The 17,756-nt window shown below is 64.0% G+C and carries 16 protein-coding genes; 8 read left to right on the forward strand and 8 right to left on the reverse strand.

The window, feature by feature from the left end; translation table 11 throughout:
• Positions 1–5: 5 nt before the first annotated feature.
• A complete protein-coding gene (locus PVE35_RS04920; protein WP_277373979.1) occupies positions 6–1,106 on the forward strand; it encodes an amino acid ABC transporter permease in 1,101 nt (366 codons plus the stop codon).
• Positions 1,107–1,115: 9 nt separating this feature from the next.
• Positions 1,116–1,880 carry an amino acid ABC transporter ATP-binding protein gene (locus PVE35_RS04925; RefSeq protein WP_268181713.1) on the forward strand — a complete coding sequence of 255 codons (765 nt, stop codon included), beginning with the start codon at positions 1,116–1,118 and terminating at the stop codon, positions 1,878–1,880.
• A 903-nt stretch (positions 1,881–2,783) separates the two neighbouring features.
• Here the strand turns inward: PVE35_RS04925 and PVE35_RS04930 are convergent.
• The gene (locus PVE35_RS04930) at positions 2,784–3,728 is read right to left on the reverse strand and encodes a helix-turn-helix domain-containing protein (protein WP_268181715.1); all 945 of its coding nucleotides are present in this window, start codon (positions 3,726–3,728) and stop codon (positions 2,784–2,786) included.
• A 130-nt stretch (positions 3,729–3,858) separates the two neighbouring features.
• Here PVE35_RS04930 and PVE35_RS04935 point away from each other — a divergent pair, with 130 nt between their 5' ends.
• From PVE35_RS04935 to PVE35_RS04950, 4 genes are all read left to right on the forward strand, one after another.
• A complete protein-coding gene (locus tag PVE35_RS04935) occupies positions 3,859–4,329 on the forward strand; it encodes a nuclear transport factor 2 family protein (RefSeq protein WP_277373980.1) in 471 nt (156 codons plus the stop codon).
• Positions 4,330–4,428: 99 nt separating this feature from the next.
• On the forward strand, positions 4,429–5,148 hold the full coding sequence (pcsA, locus tag PVE35_RS04940) for a phosphatidylcholine synthase (protein ID WP_268181719.1): 720 nt from the start codon (positions 4,429–4,431) through the stop codon (positions 5,146–5,148).
• Complete coding sequence (locus tag PVE35_RS04945) at positions 5,145–5,426, forward strand: GIY-YIG nuclease family protein (protein ID WP_268181721.1); 282 nt, start codon at positions 5,145–5,147, stop codon at positions 5,424–5,426. The genes pcsA and PVE35_RS04945 overlap by 4 nt, the downstream gene beginning before the upstream one ends.
• A 62-nt stretch (positions 5,427–5,488) precedes the next feature.
• Positions 5,489–6,421, forward strand: a complete 933-nt coding sequence (locus PVE35_RS04950; RefSeq protein WP_268181723.1) for a glutathione S-transferase family protein — start codon at positions 5,489–5,491, stop codon at positions 6,419–6,421.
• A 230-nt stretch (positions 6,422–6,651) separates the two neighbouring features.
• On the opposite strand, the gene eutC is transcribed toward PVE35_RS04950, so the two are convergent.
• The 4 genes from eutC to PVE35_RS04970 form a co-directional block, all read right to left on the reverse strand.
• The gene (gene eutC, locus PVE35_RS04955) at positions 6,652–7,461 is read right to left on the reverse strand and encodes an ethanolamine ammonia-lyase subunit EutC (protein ID WP_268181724.1); all 810 of its coding nucleotides are present in this window, start codon (positions 7,459–7,461) and stop codon (positions 6,652–6,654) included.
• A gap of 15 nt (positions 7,462–7,476) precedes the next feature.
• On the reverse strand, positions 7,477–8,871 hold the full coding sequence (locus PVE35_RS04960) for an ethanolamine ammonia-lyase subunit EutB (RefSeq protein ID WP_277373981.1): 1,395 nt from the start codon (positions 8,869–8,871) through the stop codon (positions 7,477–7,479).
• A 217-nt stretch (positions 8,872–9,088) separates the two neighbouring features.
• Complete coding sequence (gene eat, locus PVE35_RS04965; RefSeq protein WP_268181727.1) at positions 9,089–10,537, reverse strand: ethanolamine permease; 1,449 nt, start codon at positions 10,535–10,537, stop codon at positions 9,089–9,091.
• A 63-nt stretch (positions 10,538–10,600) separates the two neighbouring features.
• Entirely contained in the window at positions 10,601–12,121 is a 1,521-nt protein-coding gene (locus PVE35_RS04970) for an aldehyde dehydrogenase family protein (protein WP_277373982.1), read from the reverse strand.
• Between the two features lie 333 nt (positions 12,122–12,454).
• Between PVE35_RS04970 and PVE35_RS04975 the strand changes: the two genes are divergently transcribed.
• Positions 12,455–13,534, forward strand: coding sequence for an AraC family transcriptional regulator (locus PVE35_RS04975; protein ID WP_277373983.1), 1,080 nt, complete (start codon positions 12,455–12,457; stop codon positions 13,532–13,534).
• Between the two features lie 2 nt (positions 13,535–13,536).
• Here PVE35_RS04975 and PVE35_RS04980 read toward each other — a convergent pair whose 3' ends face one another.
• The 3 genes from PVE35_RS04980 to yejK are packed head-to-tail and all read right to left on the reverse strand — an operon-like array spanning position 13,537 to position 15,708.
• Positions 13,537–13,857, reverse strand: coding sequence for a glutaredoxin family protein (locus PVE35_RS04980; RefSeq protein ID WP_268181732.1), 321 nt, complete (start codon positions 13,855–13,857; stop codon positions 13,537–13,539).
• Positions 13,854–14,699, reverse strand: coding sequence for a hypothetical protein (locus PVE35_RS04985; RefSeq protein WP_268181733.1), 846 nt, complete (start codon positions 14,697–14,699; stop codon positions 13,854–13,856). Before PVE35_RS04985 ends, PVE35_RS04980 begins: the two co-directional genes overlap by 4 nt.
• Before the next feature lies 1 nt (position 14,700).
• Positions 14,701–15,708, reverse strand: a complete 1,008-nt coding sequence (yejK, locus tag PVE35_RS04990; protein WP_268181735.1) for a nucleoid-associated protein YejK — start codon at positions 15,706–15,708, stop codon at positions 14,701–14,703.
• A gap of 337 nt (positions 15,709–16,045) precedes the next feature.
• Here yejK and PVE35_RS04995 point away from each other — a divergent pair, with 337 nt between their 5' ends.
• On the forward strand, positions 16,046–17,656 hold the full coding sequence (locus tag PVE35_RS04995; protein WP_277373984.1) for a M28 family metallopeptidase: 1,611 nt from the start codon (positions 16,046–16,048) through the stop codon (positions 17,654–17,656).
• Positions 17,657–17,756 lie beyond the last annotated feature (100 nt).

A 17,756-nucleotide genomic window follows, 5' to 3' on the forward strand; every position in this document is an offset into this window, starting at 1 on the left:
TGCGCATGAGCACTACGCATACGTTCAAACCGGATCTGCCACCGCCGAGCACCAGTGTCGGCCCTGTGGCGTGGATGCGGGCAAATCTGTTCTCCAACTGGCTGAACACCCTGCTGACCTTCTTCGCCCTGTACCTGATCTGGCTGACTATTCCGCCAGTTCTGCAATGGGCGTTCATCGATGCCAACTGGGTCGGTACGACCCGCGCCGACTGCACCAAAGAGGGCGCCTGCTGGGTGTTCATCCAGTCGCGCTTCAGCCAGTTCATGTACGGCTTCTACCCCAGCGAGCTGCGCTGGCGGGTCGATCTGACCGCCTTCCTGGCCATCATCGGTGCCGCGCCGCTGTTCATCAGCCGCTTTCCGCGCAAGGCGCACTATGGCATCGCCTTCCTGCTGATCTACCCGCTGGTGGCCTACTGGCTGCTGCACGGTGGTTTCTTCGGCCTGCAGAACGTGCCGACCAGCCGCTGGGGTGGCCTGATGCTGACCCTGGTGATCGCCGCCGTCGGCATCGCCGGCGCACTGCCGTTGGGCATCCTGCTGGCACTGGGGCGGCGCTCCAACATGCCGGCGGTGAAGGTGGTCTGCGTGACCTTCATCGAGTTCTGGCGTGGCGTGCCCTTGATCACCGTGCTGTTCATGTCCTCGGTGATGCTGCCGTTGTTCCTGCCCGAAGGCATGAGCTTCGACAAGCTGATGCGCGCGTTGATCGGGGTGATCCTGTTCCAGTCGGCCTATATCGCCGAGGTGGTGCGCGGTGGCCTGCAGGCCATTCCCAAGGGCCAGTACGAGGCCGCTGCCGCCATGGGCCTGGGCTACTGGCGGATGATGGGCCTGGTGATCCTGCCGCAGGCGCTCAAGCTGGTGATTCCGGGCATCGTCAACACCTTCATCGCCCTGTTCAAGGACACCAGCCTGGTGATCATCATCGGCCTGTTCGACCTGCTCAACAGCGTCAAGCAGGCCGCCGCCGACCCGGCATGGCTGGGCATGGCGACCGAGGGGTACGCCTTCGCGGCCCTGATCTTCTGGATTTTCTGTTTCGGCATGTCCCGCTACTCCATGCACCTGGAGCGCAAGCTGGATACCGGCCACAAGCGTTGAGGACCCAACATGAAAGAAGCAAGCAAAGCCCCCGGCGCGGCTGAAGGCATCATCCAGCTTACCGGTGTGAACAAATGGTACGGTCAGTTCCACGTGCTCAAGGACATCAACCTGAACGTCACCCAGGGCGAGCGTATCGTGCTCTGTGGGCCGTCGGGCTCGGGCAAGTCCACCACCATCCGTTGCATCAACCGCCTGGAGGAGCATCAGGAAGGGCGCATCGTGGTCGATGGTACCGAGTTGACCCGTGACCTGAAGAACATCGAAACCGTGCGCCGCGAAGTGGGCATGGTGTTCCAGCACTTCAACCTGTTCCCGCACCTGACCGTGCTGCAGAACTGCACCCTGGCGCCGATGTGGGTACGCAAGATGCCCAAGCGCCAGGCCGAGGAAATCGCCATGCATTTCCTCGAACGCGTGCGCATCCCCGAGCAGGCGCACAAGTATCCGGGTCAGCTCTCCGGCGGTCAGCAACAGCGCGTGGCGATTGCCCGGGCGCTGTGCATGAAACCCAAGATCATGCTGTTCGACGAGCCGACCTCGGCGCTCGACCCGGAGATGGTCAAGGAAGTGCTCGACACCATGATCGGCCTGGCCGAAGACGGCATGACCATGCTCTGCGTGACCCACGAGATGGGCTTCGCCCGTACCGTGGCCAACCGGGTGATCTTCATGGACAAGGGCGAGATCGTCGAGCAGGCCGACCCCGAGAGCTTCTTCACCAATCCGCAGAACGAGCGCACCAAGCTGTTCCTCAGCCAGATCCTTCATTGATTCTGTCTGTTGTGAAAAGGGGAGCCTGCGGGCTCCCTTTTTTCATTGTGTTGGGAACTTTTTGATTGAGACTGGATTGGCAATACGGTGTTTCGGAGGCTTGTTCCGAATTGCCGCGGTCTTGCTGATGTTTTTGGTTTCGCCCTCCCGGGCGAGTCACTTTTGCAGGGCAAAAGTAACCAAAACCCTCCGCCCGGTCATCCGGCCCTGGCTGCGCCAGGGTTCGCTCACTCCATCGCCGTTCCAGAGGCCCGCCGCGGTGGGCCATCCCTGGCCCATCGCGGCTCTCGCGACATCCATGTCGCTCAACCTCTTCCACGACGATTGCGTTCGCCCTCCTGGGCGGGCTCTGCACGCGCCTGAACCCTAGGTAACCCAGAAGTAGTGAGTGCTTGTACATGGGTCAGCCTTAGGGCTGACCTGAAAGCCGGCAAGCTGTTAAACGCATGAAACTATGCGAATGAAAGTTTTGGTTTAACCCGGCGGCCACGTCATGGCTCCACAGCTACCAGAGCACGCCGGGCATGCCCGGAACCGATGTACGTTCAGGCGCGCTAACTCCCCCTTCAGGAGGCCGAACGTAGGCATTGCGCAGGGGGCGAGCGGCATGGATGCCGCGAGAGGCGTAATGGGCCAGGGACGGCCCATGTACGCCGACCCCGGAGCGATGCCGGAGTGAGGGAAGTCGAGCGCAGCGAGACCCGGATGGCGGGGGTGCGTTTCTTTTGCTTACTTTTCTTTGCGCAGCTCAAAGAAAAGTGAGTCGCCCGAGGGGGCGAAACCCGGAATATCTGAAAACACCCAAAGCGGCGTCCAGAACACCAACGCAAGACGACAAGATCAAACAAACTTGCCAGTCCGGTCTCACGACCGACTTCCCCTCCAATCCGTAATGAACCATTTTCAACCGCTACGCTGCATACGCTTGCGAAAGGCCCCCGGTGTCTCCCCACAGAGCTGCTTGAAACGCTTGGCGAAGGTGGCGCGATCGGCGAAGCCCACTGCGCTGGCGATGCGTTCCACTGACTGCCGCGAGTCTGCCAGGGCCTGCTGGGCGCGGCTGATGCGCAGACGCTGCAGGTAGTCGTTGGGCGTCAGGCCGGTGGCCGCCTTGAAGCGGCGCAGCAGGGTTCGGGGCGAGCAATGGGCCTGTTGCGCTAGGCGCTCGAGGTCGATGGCCTCGCCATGATGCTCTTCCAGCCACTGCAGCAAGGGCGCCAGCGCACTGTCACCGAGCGTCGGCAGCAGCGGGGCGAAGCGCGTCTGCAGGCCGCGCTGACGTTCCACCACCAGGGCGGCGGCCACCTGCTGCGCCAGCTCCTCGCCGGCATGCCGGGCCACCAGATGCAGGCACAGGTCGAGCCCGGCCTGGGCGCCACCGGAACAGAACAGCGGGCCATCCTCGGTGAGCAGGCGTTCGCTGTGCAGGTGCACGCCTGGGAAACGTCGGGCGAAGGCATCGGCCAGGGCCCAGTGGGTGGTAGCACGGCGCCCTTCGAGCAGGCCGGCGGCAGCGAGCAGGAAGGCGCTGCTGCACAGGCTGGCGACCTGCTGCTGGCGCCGCTGCGCCAACCAGGGCAGCAGCGCGGCGTTGGCCTCTAGCGTGCGGGCCACGGCGCTGCCGGTGGCCGGCAGGATCAGCAGGTCGGCCTGCTCGGCCAGTTCCATGCCACCATCGACCATGATCTGCGCGAAATCCAGGCGTACCGGCTGGCCATCGAGGCTGAAGCGCTGGAGCTGAAAGCGCGGCGCGCCGGCCAGGTGGTTGGCCAGGCCGAAGGTGTCCTGGGCCATGCTCAGGCTGGAGCAGACGGTTTGTGGGCAGACGTAGAGGGCGATGCGTAGCATGACGGCACCTGTGATATAGATTGGCGATTATTGACATAAAGTTGTCCATGTCGCCAGTCGCCAGCCTCTGCGCTCGGGGGCAGACTGGTCGACATCGATCATCACCGCCTGCCATCACCAGGAGCCATGCATGAGCCACCCCAATGCCGACTTGATCACCCGTTTCTACACGGCTTTCCAGAATCGTGATGCCGAGGCCATGGCGGCTTGCTACGCCGAGAACGTGCGCTTCTCCGACCCCGTCTTCACCGATCTGCATGGCGCCGAGGCCGGGGACATGTGGCGCATGCTGTGCAGCCGTGCGCAGGATTTTTCCCTGACCTTCGATGCAGTGCATGCCGACGATCACGCCGGTAGCGCCCGCTGGGTGGCGACCTACCGGTTCAACGCGACTGGCCGTCAGGTGGTCAACCATATCCAGGCGCGCTTCGTCTTTCGCGACGGCCTGATCGTCGAACACCGCGATCACTTCGACCTGTGGAGCTGGACGCGGCAGGCGCTGGGGGCCAAGGGTGTGCTGCTGGGCTGGCTGCCCCCCGTGCAGAACGCCATTCGTCGACAGGCGGCACGGGGTTTGGCGCAGTTTCGTGCGTCGCGCTGAGGCGGACGAATGAACGCAGTGGTAGGCTAGCCGGTCTCAGCTTTCAATGAAGAGTGCGCACATGGGGTGCCGTAACTCCACTGCCAATCGAGACCTGCCGTGACCCAACTCATCGTAGCCGTAAAACAGGCCAAGGCCTGGGGCGTTCATGCCGTTACCGCCAGTGGTGTGATCCTCGCGCTGCTGGCTTTGCTTGCCGTCCTAGACGGCCAACCCAAGCAATGCCTGCTCTGGCTCGGCCTGGCCCTGCTGGTCGATGGCCTGGACGGTTCGCTGGCGCGACGCTACGACGTCAAGGGCGTGTTGCCGCATTTCGACGGCTCGACTCTGGATTTGGTCATCGATTACCTCACCTACGTGTTCATCCCGGCGATCTTCCTCTACCGCTTCATTCCGCTGCCGGATTACACCCCCTTGTTCGCCGTGGGGTTGATCCTGCTGTCTTCGCTGTTCTGCTTCTGCAACCTGAACATGAAGAGCCAGGACAACTACTTCGTCGGCTTCCCGGCAGCCTGGAACGTGGTGGTGCTGTACTTCTACATCCTCGATATCCACCCCTGGATCACCCTGGGCATGATCGTGCTGCTGGCCGGCCTGACTCTGACCAAGATGAAGTTCCTGCACCCCTTCCGCGTACGTCAGTTCATGCCGCTGAACATCGTCGTGACCTTCGTCTGGATGCTTTCCAGTGCGCTGCTGATCCTCAAGTACCCGCACAATTCCGTGTGGCAACTGGGGCTGTGGTTCGCCGCTTCGGCCTATTTCGTCGGCATGTGCCTGTGGCGCTCGGCGCGTGAGTGGTTCCCAGCACGCGGATGACGGCGGCAACGGACAAACCCTGGTTCGTCTACCTGGTTCGCGCCGCCAATGGCGCCCTTTACTGCGGCATCAGCGACGATCCGCAGCGGCGCTTCGCCCAGCACCAGGCAGGCAAGGGCGCGCGTTTCTTCCATACCAGCCCGGCGCTGGCGCTGGCCTACGTCGAAGCCTGTGCCGGAAAGGGCGATGCCCTGCGCCGCGAGCGGGCGATCAAGCGTCTGAGCAAGATGGCCAAGGAAGCGCTCATTCTGGCCGTTGATGGAGGAGCATCAGCCTGAGGCGGTGTGCGCCTGCCGCCGCTGCGGTTAAGCTGAACGCTCAATCTGCCCTGGAGCGCGCCATGCACGAGCTGATCCTGCACCACTACCCGACCTCGCCATTCGCCGAGAAGGCCCGCCTGCTGCTGGGCTTCAAGCAATTGTCCTGGCGCTCGGTGATGATCCCGCCGGTGATGCCCAAGCCCGACCTCACCGCCCTCACCGGCGGTTACCGCAAGACGCCGGTGCTGCAGGTGGGGGCCGACATCTACTGCGACACCGCGCTGATCGCCCGCCGCCTGGAGGCCGAGAAGGCCACCCCGGCGCTGTATCCCGAGGCGCAGGCGTTCAATGTGGCCACCTTCGCCCAATGGGCCGATTCGGTGGTGTTCCAGCATGCGGTGGCGCTGGTCTTTGCCCCCGAATCCCTCGCCGTGCGCTTCGCCAAGTTGCCGCCGGAGTTCGTCAAGGCCTTCCTGGCCGACCGTGGCGCGCTATTCGCCGGTGGTAGTGCCAGCCGCCTGCCGTTGGAGCAGGCGCGGCATCAGTGGCCGGTGATCATGGGGCGTCTGCAGCAGCAGTTGCGCAGCGGTGGTGACTTCCTGTTCGGCGAGGCGAGCATCGCCGACATCGCCCTGGCGCATCCATTGTGGTTCCTGCGTGGCACCCCGGTGACCGCGCCGCTGGTGGACGATTACCCGGAAGTGGCGGCCTGGCTGGCACGGGTACTGGACTTCGGTCACGGCTCGTTGAGCGAGATGAGCGGCGAGCAGGCCATCGCCGTGGCGCGCGAAGCGACGCCGGCAGCCTTGCCGGACGAGGCGTTTATCGACCCCAATGGCTTCCAGCCTGGCCAGGCGGTGAGCATTGCCGCCGTGGATTACGGCGTCGACCCGGTGGAGGGCGAGCTGCTGTTCGCCGGGCGCGAGGAACTGATCCTGCGTCGCGAAGATGAGCGCGCCGGCACCCTGCATGTGCATTTCCCGCGTTTGGGCTTCCGTATCGAGGCGCGTTGATGCCTGGAGGACGCTTTTTCCATCCACCGCTGTCCTCGTCGCTTGGTGGACGGATGAAGCGTCGTTCACCCTACCTTCCGTATCGAGGCGCGTTGTCCGTAGCCCGGATGCAATCCGGGGCGGCGTGCCAGGGCCTCCCGGATTACATCCGGGCTACGTGGGTGGTCAGTGCGTGGATGACGCTCTTTTCATCCACACACGGTGTTCACCCTATGCGCTGACCAACCGTCTCAACGCTTGTCCGGCAACAGGAAATTACCCGGCCCGGCGTTGTCCAGCGTCGGCACTTCGGCTTCGTCCTTGAGCTCGACCCCCGAGAGCTGGCGACGGCAGGCTTCGCGCATCAGGTACATCAGGCGGAAGGTGGCCATGCCATAGCTCAGGCCTTCCAGGCGCACGTTGGAGATGCAGTTGCGGTAGGCGTCGTTGAGGCCAACCTTCGGCCCATAGGTGAAGTACAGGCCCAGGCTGTCCGGCGAGCTGAGGCCAGGGCGTTCGCCAATCAGGATCACCGTCATCTTCGCGCCCAGGCGCTGCCCCACTTCGTCCGCCACCGCCACTCGGCCCTGTTCCACCAGGGTGATGGGCGCCAGCGACCAACCCTCTGCCTGCACCTGCTCCAGCAAGCGTTCGAGAAAGGGCAGGCTGTGCTTTTGTACGGCCAGGGATGACAAACCGTCGGCGATGACGATGGCCAGATCGTAGCCGCGGCCGTGCTCTGCGGCGTAGTCATCAAGCAGTTGTGCGGCATCTTCGTGCAGGCGCCGCCCCAGATCCGGACGTTGCAGGTAGGTGTGGCGGTCGGCGGCGGCGCTGTGCAGTAGCAGTGTCGGTATCTGGCGGTCATGCAGCGCTTCGCGCAGCGCGGTGTGGTCGAACGGCAAATGCACGGCGTCACGCGCCTGGGCGTGGGCGAACTGGAAGTCCAGTTGCGCAGCGGTCGGCAGGCTGGTGCCGGCGCGGCCCAGGGCAATGCGTGCCGGCGTCAGTTGGCGCAGGTGCTGCCAGGGATTTGCGGTAGCGGGGGACTTTTCGCTCATGACGGCCTCGACTGATCAGGACAACTGGGCCAGGGCCTGGCGAAATGCCGGCGGCAGTTCCTCGCCCATGCGCAGTTGCCCGCCCTGTTGCTGGAAGATCCCCATGCGCGCCAGCCAGGCCTCGAATTCCGGCGCAGCGTGCAGGCCGAGCACCTTGCGTGCATACAAGGCGTCATGGAAGGAGGTGGTCTGGTAGTTGAGCATCACGTCATCCGAGCCTGGGATGCCCATGATGAAGTTGATGCCGGCGGTGCCGAGCAGGGTCAGCAGGGTATCCATGTCGTCCTGATCGGCCTCGGCGTGGTTGGTGTAGCAGATGTCGCAGCCCATGGGCACGCCGAGCAGCTTGCCGCAGAAGTGATCCTCCAGCCCGGCGCGGATGATCTGCTTGCCGTTGTACAGGTATTCCGGGCCGATGAAGCCGACCACGGTGTTGACCAGGAATGGGTTGAAGTGGCGGGCCACTGCATAGGCGCGGGTTTCGCAGGTCTGCTGGTCGACGCCATGGTTGGCGTTGGCCGACAGCGCGCTGCCCTGGCCGGTCTCGAAGTACATCAGGTTGTTGCCCAGGGGGCCGCGCTTGAGGCTAAGGCCGGCTTCGTAGCCTTCCTGCAGCACCTTGAGGCTGACGCCGAAGCTGGCGTTGGCCGCCTCGGTGCCGGCGATGGACTGGAACACCAGATCCAGCGGCGCGCCACGCTCGATGGCGGCGATGGAGCTGGTGACGTGAGTGAGCACGCAGGACTGGGTGGGAATCTCGTAGCGCTGGATCACTGCATCGAGCATCTCCAGCAGGGTGCATACCGCGCTCATGCTGTCGGTGGCCGGGTTGATGCCGATCATGGCATCGCCGTTGCCGTAGAGCAGGCCGTCGACTACGCTGGCGGCGATGCCAGCCGGGTCGTCGGTGGGGTGATTGGGCTGCAGGCGGGTGGACATGCGTCCGCGCAGGCCCTGGGTATTGCGAAAACGGGTGACCACGCGGGTCTTTTGCGCCACCAGCACCAGATCCTGAATGCGCATGATCTTCGACACCGCCGCGACCATCTCCGGCGTCAGGCCGGGGGCCAGCGCTTTGAGGCTGGCCTCATCGGCGGCATCGCTGAGCAGCCAGTCGCGAAACCCGCCTACCGTGAGGTGGCTGACCGGGGCGAAGGCCTGGGCGTTATGAGTGTCGATGATCAGGCGGGTGACTTCGTCGCTCTCATAGGGGATCAGTGCCTCCTGCAGGAAGTGCTTGAGCGGCACCTCGGCCAACGCCATCTGCGCGGCGGCGCGCTCGGCGTCGCTGCTGGCGGCGACCTCGGCCAAGTAGTCGCCGGAGCGCGCCGGCGTAGCCTTGGCCATCAACTCGCGCAGGCTGTCGAAGCGCCAGTTCAGGTTGCCGATAGTATGGGTGAAGCTAGCCATATCAATCCTCCCGGGCACCTCTAAAAACTACCTCGGCTTTGGCTTCCTGCGTCGCTCTACCTCCTGCATCCATGCAGTCGTGCGTTGTCATCGCCGCGTTGAAAACAACCTCAGAATGCTCATTTACAGCTCGTAAACTGCGCATCTTCGGCTGTTTTCGCCTTGCGCTGACTGCCTCGCCTACGTTTTTAAAGGCGCCCTCATTGTCGTGGGCCTTTCAGCGCAGGGAGCGTTCGGCGGCCTGGATGGCGGCGAACTCTTCCTCCGGTGTGCCGGACACCAGGTGGTGACGGCTGTACAAGGCGAAATAGGCGATGAACAGAGCGTAGATGACCGCCGCACCGATCACGACCCGTGGGTCGACCAGGAAGCCGGCGACCAGCGCCACCGCTGCCAGCACCAGGGCCACCGAGGAGGTCAGCACACCACCCGGAGTCCGGTACGGACGCGGCATGTCCGGGCGGCGGATGCGCAGGGTCACGTGGGCAGCCATCATCAGCACATAGGAAATGGTCGCACCGAACACCGCCACCAGGATCAGCAGGTCGCCCTGGCCGCTCAAGGACAAGCCAAAGCCGATAATCCCAGGCACGATCAGTGCCAACACCGGGGCTTTGTTACGGTTGGTCAGCGACAGGCTGCGTGGCAGGTAGCCGGCGCGCGACAGGGCGAAAATCTGCCGCGAGTAGGCGTAGATGATCGAGAAGAAGCTGGCGATCAGCCCGGCCAGGCCGACCAGGTTGACGAACTGGCTCATCCAGGTGGAGCCGCCGTAGACCTTGTCCAGCGCCTCGACCAGCGGGTTGCCCGAGGCCATCAGCGCCTGCGCACCGGCGCCACCTGGGCCGACCAGCAGGATCAGGCCGGCGAAGGCCAGCAGCACCAGCATGGCACCGATCAGGCCGCGCGGCAGGTCACGCTTGGGATTCTTGGTTTCTTCAGCGGCCAGCGGCACACCCTCGACCGCGAGGAAGAACCAGATGGCGTAGGGCAGGGCGGCCCAGATACCCAGGTAGCCGAATGGCAGGAAGGCGCTGGCGCCGGTTGCGTCGGTGGCGGGAATGTCGAACAGGTTGGCCACATTGAAGTGCGGCACCATGGCGACGATGAACACGCCCAGGGCGATGGCCGCCACGGCGGTGATGACGAACATCAGCTTCAGCGCCTCGCCAGCACCGAGGATGTGGATGCTGATGAACACCACGTAGAAGATCAGGTAGATGACCCAGCCACCGATGCCGAACAGCGACTCGCAGTAGGCACCGATGAAGCAGGCGATGGCGGCCGGGGCGATGGCGTATTCGATGAGGATCGCCGTGCCGGTGAGAAAACCACCCCAGGGGCCGAAGGCGGTGCGAGTGAAACCGTAGCCACCGCCAGCGGTGGGGATCATCGAGGACAACTCGGCCAGTGAAAAGCACATGCACAGGTACATGGTGGCCATTAGCAGGGTGGCGATGAACATGCCGCCCCAGCCGCCCTGGGCCAGGCCGAAGTTCCAGCCGGCGTAGTCGCCGGAAATCACGTAGGCCACGCCGAGGCCGATCAGCAGGATCCAGCCGGCGGCGCCCTGCTTCAACTGGCGGTTGGCGAAGTACTCGGCGCTCACCGTTTCCGTTTCCACGCCGCCTGCCGAAGCGTGCGTGGCGAGGGTGTCTTTGCTCATGGGGAAAACTCCTTCACACCTCGCGGCCAGGCCGCGAGGTGCTGTTGTCAGGGGAATGGCAGATCAGAAGAACCCCAGCGGGTTGATGTCGTAGCTGACCAGCAGGTTCTTGGTCTGCTGGTAGTGGTCGAGCATCATCTTGTGGGTTTCACGCCCGACCCCGGACTTCTTGTAGCCGCCGAAGGCAGCATGCGCCGGGTACAGGTGGTAGCAGTTGGTCCACACACGGCCAGCCTTGATCGCACGGCCCATGCGGTAGGTGACGTTCATGTCGCGGCTCCATACGCCGGCACCCAGGCCGAACTCGGTGTCGTTGGCAATCGCCAGGGCTTCGGCTTCGTCCTTGAAGGTGGTCACGCCGATCACCGGGCCGAAGATCTCTTCCTGGAACACGCGCATCTGGTTGGTGCCCTTGAGCAGTGTGGGCTGGATGTAATAACCGCTGGCCAGGTCGCCTTCGAGTTTTTCCGCCGCGCCGCCGGTCAGCACCTGCGCGCCTTCCTGCTGGGCGATCTCCAGGTAGCTGAGGATCTTGTCGAACTGCTGCTGCGAAGCCTGGGCGCCGACCATGGTCTCGGTGTCCAGCGGGTTGCCACGCTTGATCTGCTTGACCTTCTTCATCACCTCGACCATGAAGGCGTCATAGATCGACTCCTGCACCAGGGCGCGCGACGGGCAGGTGCACACCTCGCCCTGGTTGAAGAAGCCCAGCACCAGACCTTCGGCGGCTTTCTCGATGAAGGCCGGCTCGGCGTTCATGATGTCGGCGAAGAAGATGTTTGGCGATTTGCCGCCCAGCTCGACAGTGGACGGGATGATGTTCTCGGCCGCGCATTTCATGATGTGCGAGCCCACCGGGGTGGAGCCGGTGAAGGCGATCTTGGCGATGCGCTTGCTGGTGGCCAGCGCTTCACCGGCCTCGCGGCCGAAGCCCTGGACGATATTGAGCACGCCCGGCGGCAGCAGGTCGCCGATGATTTCCACCAGCAGGGTGATGGACAGCGGCGTCTGCTCGGCCGGCTTGAGCACGATGGCGTTGCCGGCGGCCAGGGCCGGCGCGAGTTTCCAGGCGGCCATCAGCAGCGGGAAGTTCCACGGGATGATCTGCCCGACCACGCCCAGCGGCTCGTGGAAATGATAGGCCACGGTGCCGTCGTTGATCTCGGCGGTGCTGCCTTCCTGAGCGCGGATGCAGCCGGCGAAGTAACGGAAGTGATCGGCAGCCAGTGGCACGTCGGCATTGAGGGTTTCGCGCACGGCCTTGCCGTTGTCCCAGGTTTCGGCCACGGCCAGCAGTTCGAGGTTGGCTTCGATGCGGTCGGCGATCTTCAGCAGGATGTGCGAACGCTCCTGCACGCTGGTACGGCCCCAGGCATCGGCGGCGGCATGGGCGGCGTCCAGTGCCTTGTCGACGTCGGCGGCATTGGAACGGGGGAATTCACCGATCACCGAAGCGTCGACCGGGCTGGTATTGGTGAAGTACTGGCCGCTGAGCGGGGCCACGAACTCGCCGCCGATGTAGTTGCCGTAGCGCGGCTTGAGGGTGACGACGGCACCTGGGGTACCGGGTTTGGCGTAAATCATGAGCGTTCTCCGAAACGATGTTGTTGTAGTTGTACGTAGCAGGTGAGCTGACGTTCAGCCTGGGTCGATCATGAGCCGATTTCATCAGCGCAACTTGACCGAGGGAGCGACACGCTGTCGTGCAAAGTCAACTTGCTGGAGCCGTGCGTCGGTTGTGTCGTAATGGGTCAAGTCGCTCGCATCGTTCTGGTGCGCATGTTTCAAAATGACTCACTCGTTGACGGCGGTGCTCGCTGCTGGAGCGCAGAGGCCCCGGAGAGTGGACTGCGCGCTGCATGACTGTGCGGGCGTGTTTCTTGCTTTCGCAAACGCACTGTCACGAAGGAGGACCTGATGAGTTCCTTTCTCTCTCAGGCCGGGGGTGCGCTCGGTGCCTCGCTTCTGTCCGGCGCTCCGGCCAATGCGGGGGTGCTGGCCGCGGCGGCGAGCGGCCTGTGCGGTTTCATCGAGAAGCATGGTGGTGATCCGGATCGTATCCTCGGCATATCCGGCATTGACCCCGAGTGCCTGCGCCACCCGACCCTGAGCCTGGCGCTGCCCAATTACTGTCAGGTGCTGGAAGAGGCCGCGCACCAGTCCGGCTGCGACAATTTCGGTTTGTACTATGGCCAGCAGTTCAAGCCCCAGGCGCTCGGCCTGCTGGGCTATATCGGCTTGTGCTCGGCGACCCTGGAGCAGGCGCTGATCAACTTCTCCCGCGCCTTCCCGTTGCACCAGCGCAACAGCCTGATCCGCCTGGTCGACGAGGGCGAGTGCTACCGCTTCGACTATCAGGTGCGCCACGGTGCCATCCTCAGCCGTCGCCAGGACGCCGAGTTGACCCTGGGCATGGCCCTCAATCTGGTGCGCCATGTACTCGGTTCGCAGTGGGCGCCGCGTGCGGTGCACTTCGAGCACCCACGTCCGGAACACTGGCACGAGCACTGTAAGGTGTTCGATGCGCCGGTGTACTTCGAGCAGCCGTGCAATTCCCTGCTGATTCCCAAGCGCGGCCTCGACCGCGCCATGCCGGACAGCGACCCGGTGCTGTTGATGGTGATGCAGGACTCGCTGAACCAGATCAGCGCTCTGTGCGGGCGCGGTGAACGCGACATGGTCAACGACGTGCGCGAGCAGATCCGCCAGCGCCTGCTGTATGGCGAGCCAGCGCTGGAGGACGTTGCGGAAATGCTGGGCATGGCCAGTTGGTCGCTGCAGCGGCGCCTGCGCGAGCAGGGTCTGAGCTTCTCGCAACTGGTGGACAACGTGCGCCGCGAACTGGCCAACCGTTACTTGCGTCAACCGCAATTGCCCATCTCGCACCTGGCGCCGCTGCTCGGCTATTCGGAAACCAGTGCCTTCTCGCGCGCCTTCCGCCGCTGGTTCGGCGTCAGCCCACGGCAGTGGCGGCGCGAGGGTGGCTCGCTGAACTGAGATCAGTAGGCGGCGCGAATGGCCGTCGGGTCGTAGCCCTGAATGATCTGGCCGCGCATGTCGAGCACCGGAATGCCGCGGCCGCCGATGGCATCGTACTGCCGCCGGCCGATGGCGTCCTTCTCGATGTCCACCTCGCGGTAGGCGATGCCGTCACCCTGCAGCAGCTCGCGAGTCTTGGCGCAGTAGCCGCACCAACTGGTGGCATAGAGCACGATCTCGCCACTGGCATTGCCGGCCTGCGGCGGGTTCAGCCAGCGGTCGAGCTTGCCCCAGTTCTGCCACAGGGCCAGGGCGGCGAGGATCAGCAGAATCTTCTTCATCGTATGGGATCCTTGTGCGCCGAAGCGGCTTGCAGTTCGGCCAGGCTGAAGGGGGCCGGGCGATCCGGCCAGTTCAGGTGGAGTCTTTCCAGTTCACGTGCCAGCAGGCTGGCGACCAGCAGATCGCGTAGCCAGCGCTTGTGCGCGGGGATTACATACCAGGGGGCGTCGGCCTTATGGCTGGCACTCAATAGCCTGCTCCAGCGTAGCTTGCGTTCGTCGAACTGGCGATGGGTGCGCAGGTCGCTGATCTTGAGCTTCCAGCGCTTTTCCGGCTGCTCCAGACGCTCGACCAGGCGCCGGTATTGTTCGGCCCGGTCGATCTGCAGATAGCACTTGAGCATGACGATGGAACGGGCAGGCAACTGATCCTCGAATGCTCTCAATTCGGCCAGGCGCGCCGGCAGTTCTTCCTCACTGCACAGACCATCGAGCGGATCGCAGATCAGCGCCTCGTAGTGGCTGCGGTTGAACACGCCGAGCATGCCTGCTGCCGGCAGGCGCTGGCGATAGCGCTGCAGGAAATGCTGCTGGCGTTCCTGGGCCGTGGGGGCCTGAAAACCGTGCACCGCGACGCCCTGTGGATCGAAGGCGCTGACCACATGGCTGATGACACTGTCCTTGCCACTGCAATCCGGCCCCTGTAGCACCAGCAACAGGGCCTGGCGCCGGTTGGCCCAGAGGCGCCGCTGTTGCTCCTGCAGCCAGGGTTTGAGCCGCGCCAGGCGCGCCTTGGCTGCATGCTTGTCGAGGCCGAAGGTACGCGCGGGGTCGCCGGCCAGCGGGGCATCTGGCTGGCAGAGGCAAGCATCGAGCCACTCGTCCGCCAGGCGCGTATCCATGTCAGTCCTGACGACGCTTGAGCTGATCCTTCAACTGGGTCGGCAACTGGCGAATGATCAGCATGTCGCGGCCCTCGTCGTACTCGATCTTCGAGCCCAGCAGGTGCGCCTCGAAACTGATCGACAGACCTTCGGCGCGACCGGTGAAGCGCTGGAACTGGCTCAGGGTACGTTTGTCCGCCGGAAATTCCGGGGCCATGCCGTAATCCTTGTTGCGGATGTGTTCGTAGAAGGCCTTGGGGCGTTCCTCGTCGATCAGCCCGGAGAGTTCTTCCAGGGTGATGGGTTCGCCCATCTTGGCCTGGCTACTGGCGTAGCCGACCAGGGTCTTGGTCTTCTCGCGGGCCTGCTCCTCGGGTAGATCCTCGCTCTCCACGAAATCGCTGAAGGCCTTGAGCAGAGTACGGGTCTCGCCCGGGCCGTCGACCCCTTCCTGGCAGCCGATGAAGTCGCGGAAGTAGTCCGAGACCTTCTTGCCGTTCTTGCCCTTGATGAAGGAGATGTACTGCTTGGACTGCTTGTTGTTCTGCCACTCGCTGATGTTGATGCGTGCGGCCAGGTGCAGTTGGCCGAGGTCGAGATGCTTGGCCGGAGTCACGTCCAGCGCGTCGGTCACCGCCACGCCCTCGCTGTGGTGCAGCAGGGCGATGGCCAGGTAGTCGGTCATGCCCTGCTGGTAGTGGGCGAAGAGCACATGGCCGCCGGTGGACAGGTTGGATTCTTCCATCAGCTTTTGCAGGTGTTCCACGGCCTGGCGGCTGAAGGCGGTGAAGTCCTGCTCGTTATCGAGGTAGGCCTTGAGCCAGCCGCTGAAGGGGTAGGCGCCGGACTCCTCGTGGAACAGACCCCAGGCCTTGCCCTGCTTGGCGTTGTAGCTCTCGTTGAGATCGGCCAGCAGGTTTTCCATGGCTTGCGAGGTGGCCAGCTCGCTGTCGCGGGCGTGCAGCACGGCAGGGCTGCCGTCGGGCTTCTTGTCGATCAGGTGGACGATGCAGTGACGGATCGGCATGGGGTCTTCGGTCTTTGGCGGGTTCGCGATGGGGTTGGCGGCATGGCCGGGCGAGTGAGTGCTCGCGCCGCGGCTGCAGCGGTATGGGCGAAGTCTACCTGACATCGGCACGAGATGCCGGGGGGCGCTAGGGCTGGGTGAATCTTTGCTGGCTAATTGCCGTCATCTGCAGTGATAGATCTCTATTTTCTGCAAAAAATACGGTTTTGGATTCGCGTGATGGCGTAACTCGGGCTAGCGTCTTTCACGTCCACGCGACGCAGTAAAGGGACGCACCGCGGTGGCGCCACAAGCGTTGCCGCCTTTCTCGATCTCCAGATATGGATTGGAGGATTACATGCGCAACAAGACCCATAATCGCCGTCTACTGGGTGCCGCCTTGCTGGCGGCAATTTCCGGGCAGGCCACTGCGGCCAAGGGGCCCGATGTCACCGAGCTGTTCGATCAGTTCTGGAGCCCGACCCGGCCCGGGGCGGCGGAGTGTCGCTCGGGTGTGCTCAGTGCAACGCCGCTGTTGTTGCCGCGCTGCATGCAGGCGGCCAACAGCATGACCCACCTGCAGATGTTCAATGACATCGCCCTGGCCAACGGCGGCAACCGTGCTGCTGGCCTGCCCGGTTACCAGCGCTCGCTCGACTATGTGCAGGCGACGCTGGAAAGCGCCGGCTACCAGGTCAGCCGCCAGGCCTTCCCATTCAGCGCGTTCTACCCCCAGGGCCCCGGCGTGCTGCAGAGCCTGGCGCCGACCCCGGCGCAGTTCGAGTGGGAGGTGGACTTCACCTACCTGTCGCAGACCGATGCCGGCGACGTCAGCGCACCCGTGGTGGCGGTGGACATCGCCCTGGGCGAGGGCAACCAGTCCAGCAGTGGCTGCGAGGCAGAGGATTTCGCCGGCTTCCCGGCTGGCTCCATCGCCCTGCTGCAGCGCGGTACCTGCAACTTCCAGATCAAGGCCGAGAACGCCGCCGCCGCCGGTGCCGTTGGCGTGGTGATTTTCAACCAGGGCGACAACGAGGAGCGCAAGGGTCTGCTCAGCGCCACCCTGGGTGACGCCTATTCCGGCGGCATTCCGGTGCTGTTCAGCACCTATGACGTGGGCGTGAGCCTGGCGCAGACGGCCGAGCAGCAGGTGCGCATGGTCACCAACGTGTTGCGCGAGCGAACCCAGACCTACAACCTGGTGGCCGAGAGCAAGCGCGGCAACGCGGGCAACGTGGTGATGCTGGGCGCGCATCTGGATTCGGTGGCCGAGGGGGCCGGCATCAACGACAACGGCTCGGGCAGCGCTGCGCTGCTGGAGCTGGCCGTGCAGATGGCCAAGGCCAAGCCGAAGAACAAGCTGCGTTTCGCCTGGTGGGGCGCCGAGGAGTCGGGGTTGGTGGGTTCGACCTACTATGTCAACCAGTTGCCCGATGAGGAAAAGGCGAAGATCAAGGCGTATCTGAACTTCGACATGATCGCCTCACCGAACTTCGCCTATTTCGTCTATGACGGCGACGGTTCGGACTTCGGTCTGCAGGGCCCGCCCGGCTCGGCGGCGATCGAGCGTCTGTTCGGCGAGTATTACCGCCTGCGCGGTCTGCCGTTCGAGGGCGACGAGATCAGCTTCCGTTCCGACTATGCGCAGTTCTTTACCGATGGCATCGCCTTCGGCGGGCTGTTCACCGGGGCCGAGGTGGTCAAGTCCGAAGCGCAGGCCAGCCGTTATGGCGGCACTGCGGGCGAGGCCTTCGATCCGTGCTATCACGAAGCCTGCGATAACCTGAACAACCTCGATCTGCGTGCGCTGGAGGTCAACGGCGATGCCATGGCATTCGTCGCCAGTTGGCTGGCGCTGTCCACCAAGATCGTCGATGACGAGATCGCCGCTGCCCAGGACTCGCGCATGCTCAAGCGTAGCGTCCAGGCCTACGACATCACCCATTGGGGCAAGCACTGGGTCAAATAGCGTCGTTTGCCGTGCTGGGAAAGAAAGCCCGCGATCGATTCGCGGGCTTTTTCATGGTCGCTTGCCCGAAACTAGCTGCGGTCAGTGCCGTAGGGTGGAT

It is taken from the genome of Pseudomonas sp. AA-38 (genome assembly GCF_029457475.1).
In the GTDB taxonomy this organism is placed as follows: domain Bacteria; phylum Pseudomonadota; class Gammaproteobacteria; order Pseudomonadales; family Pseudomonadaceae; genus Aquipseudomonas.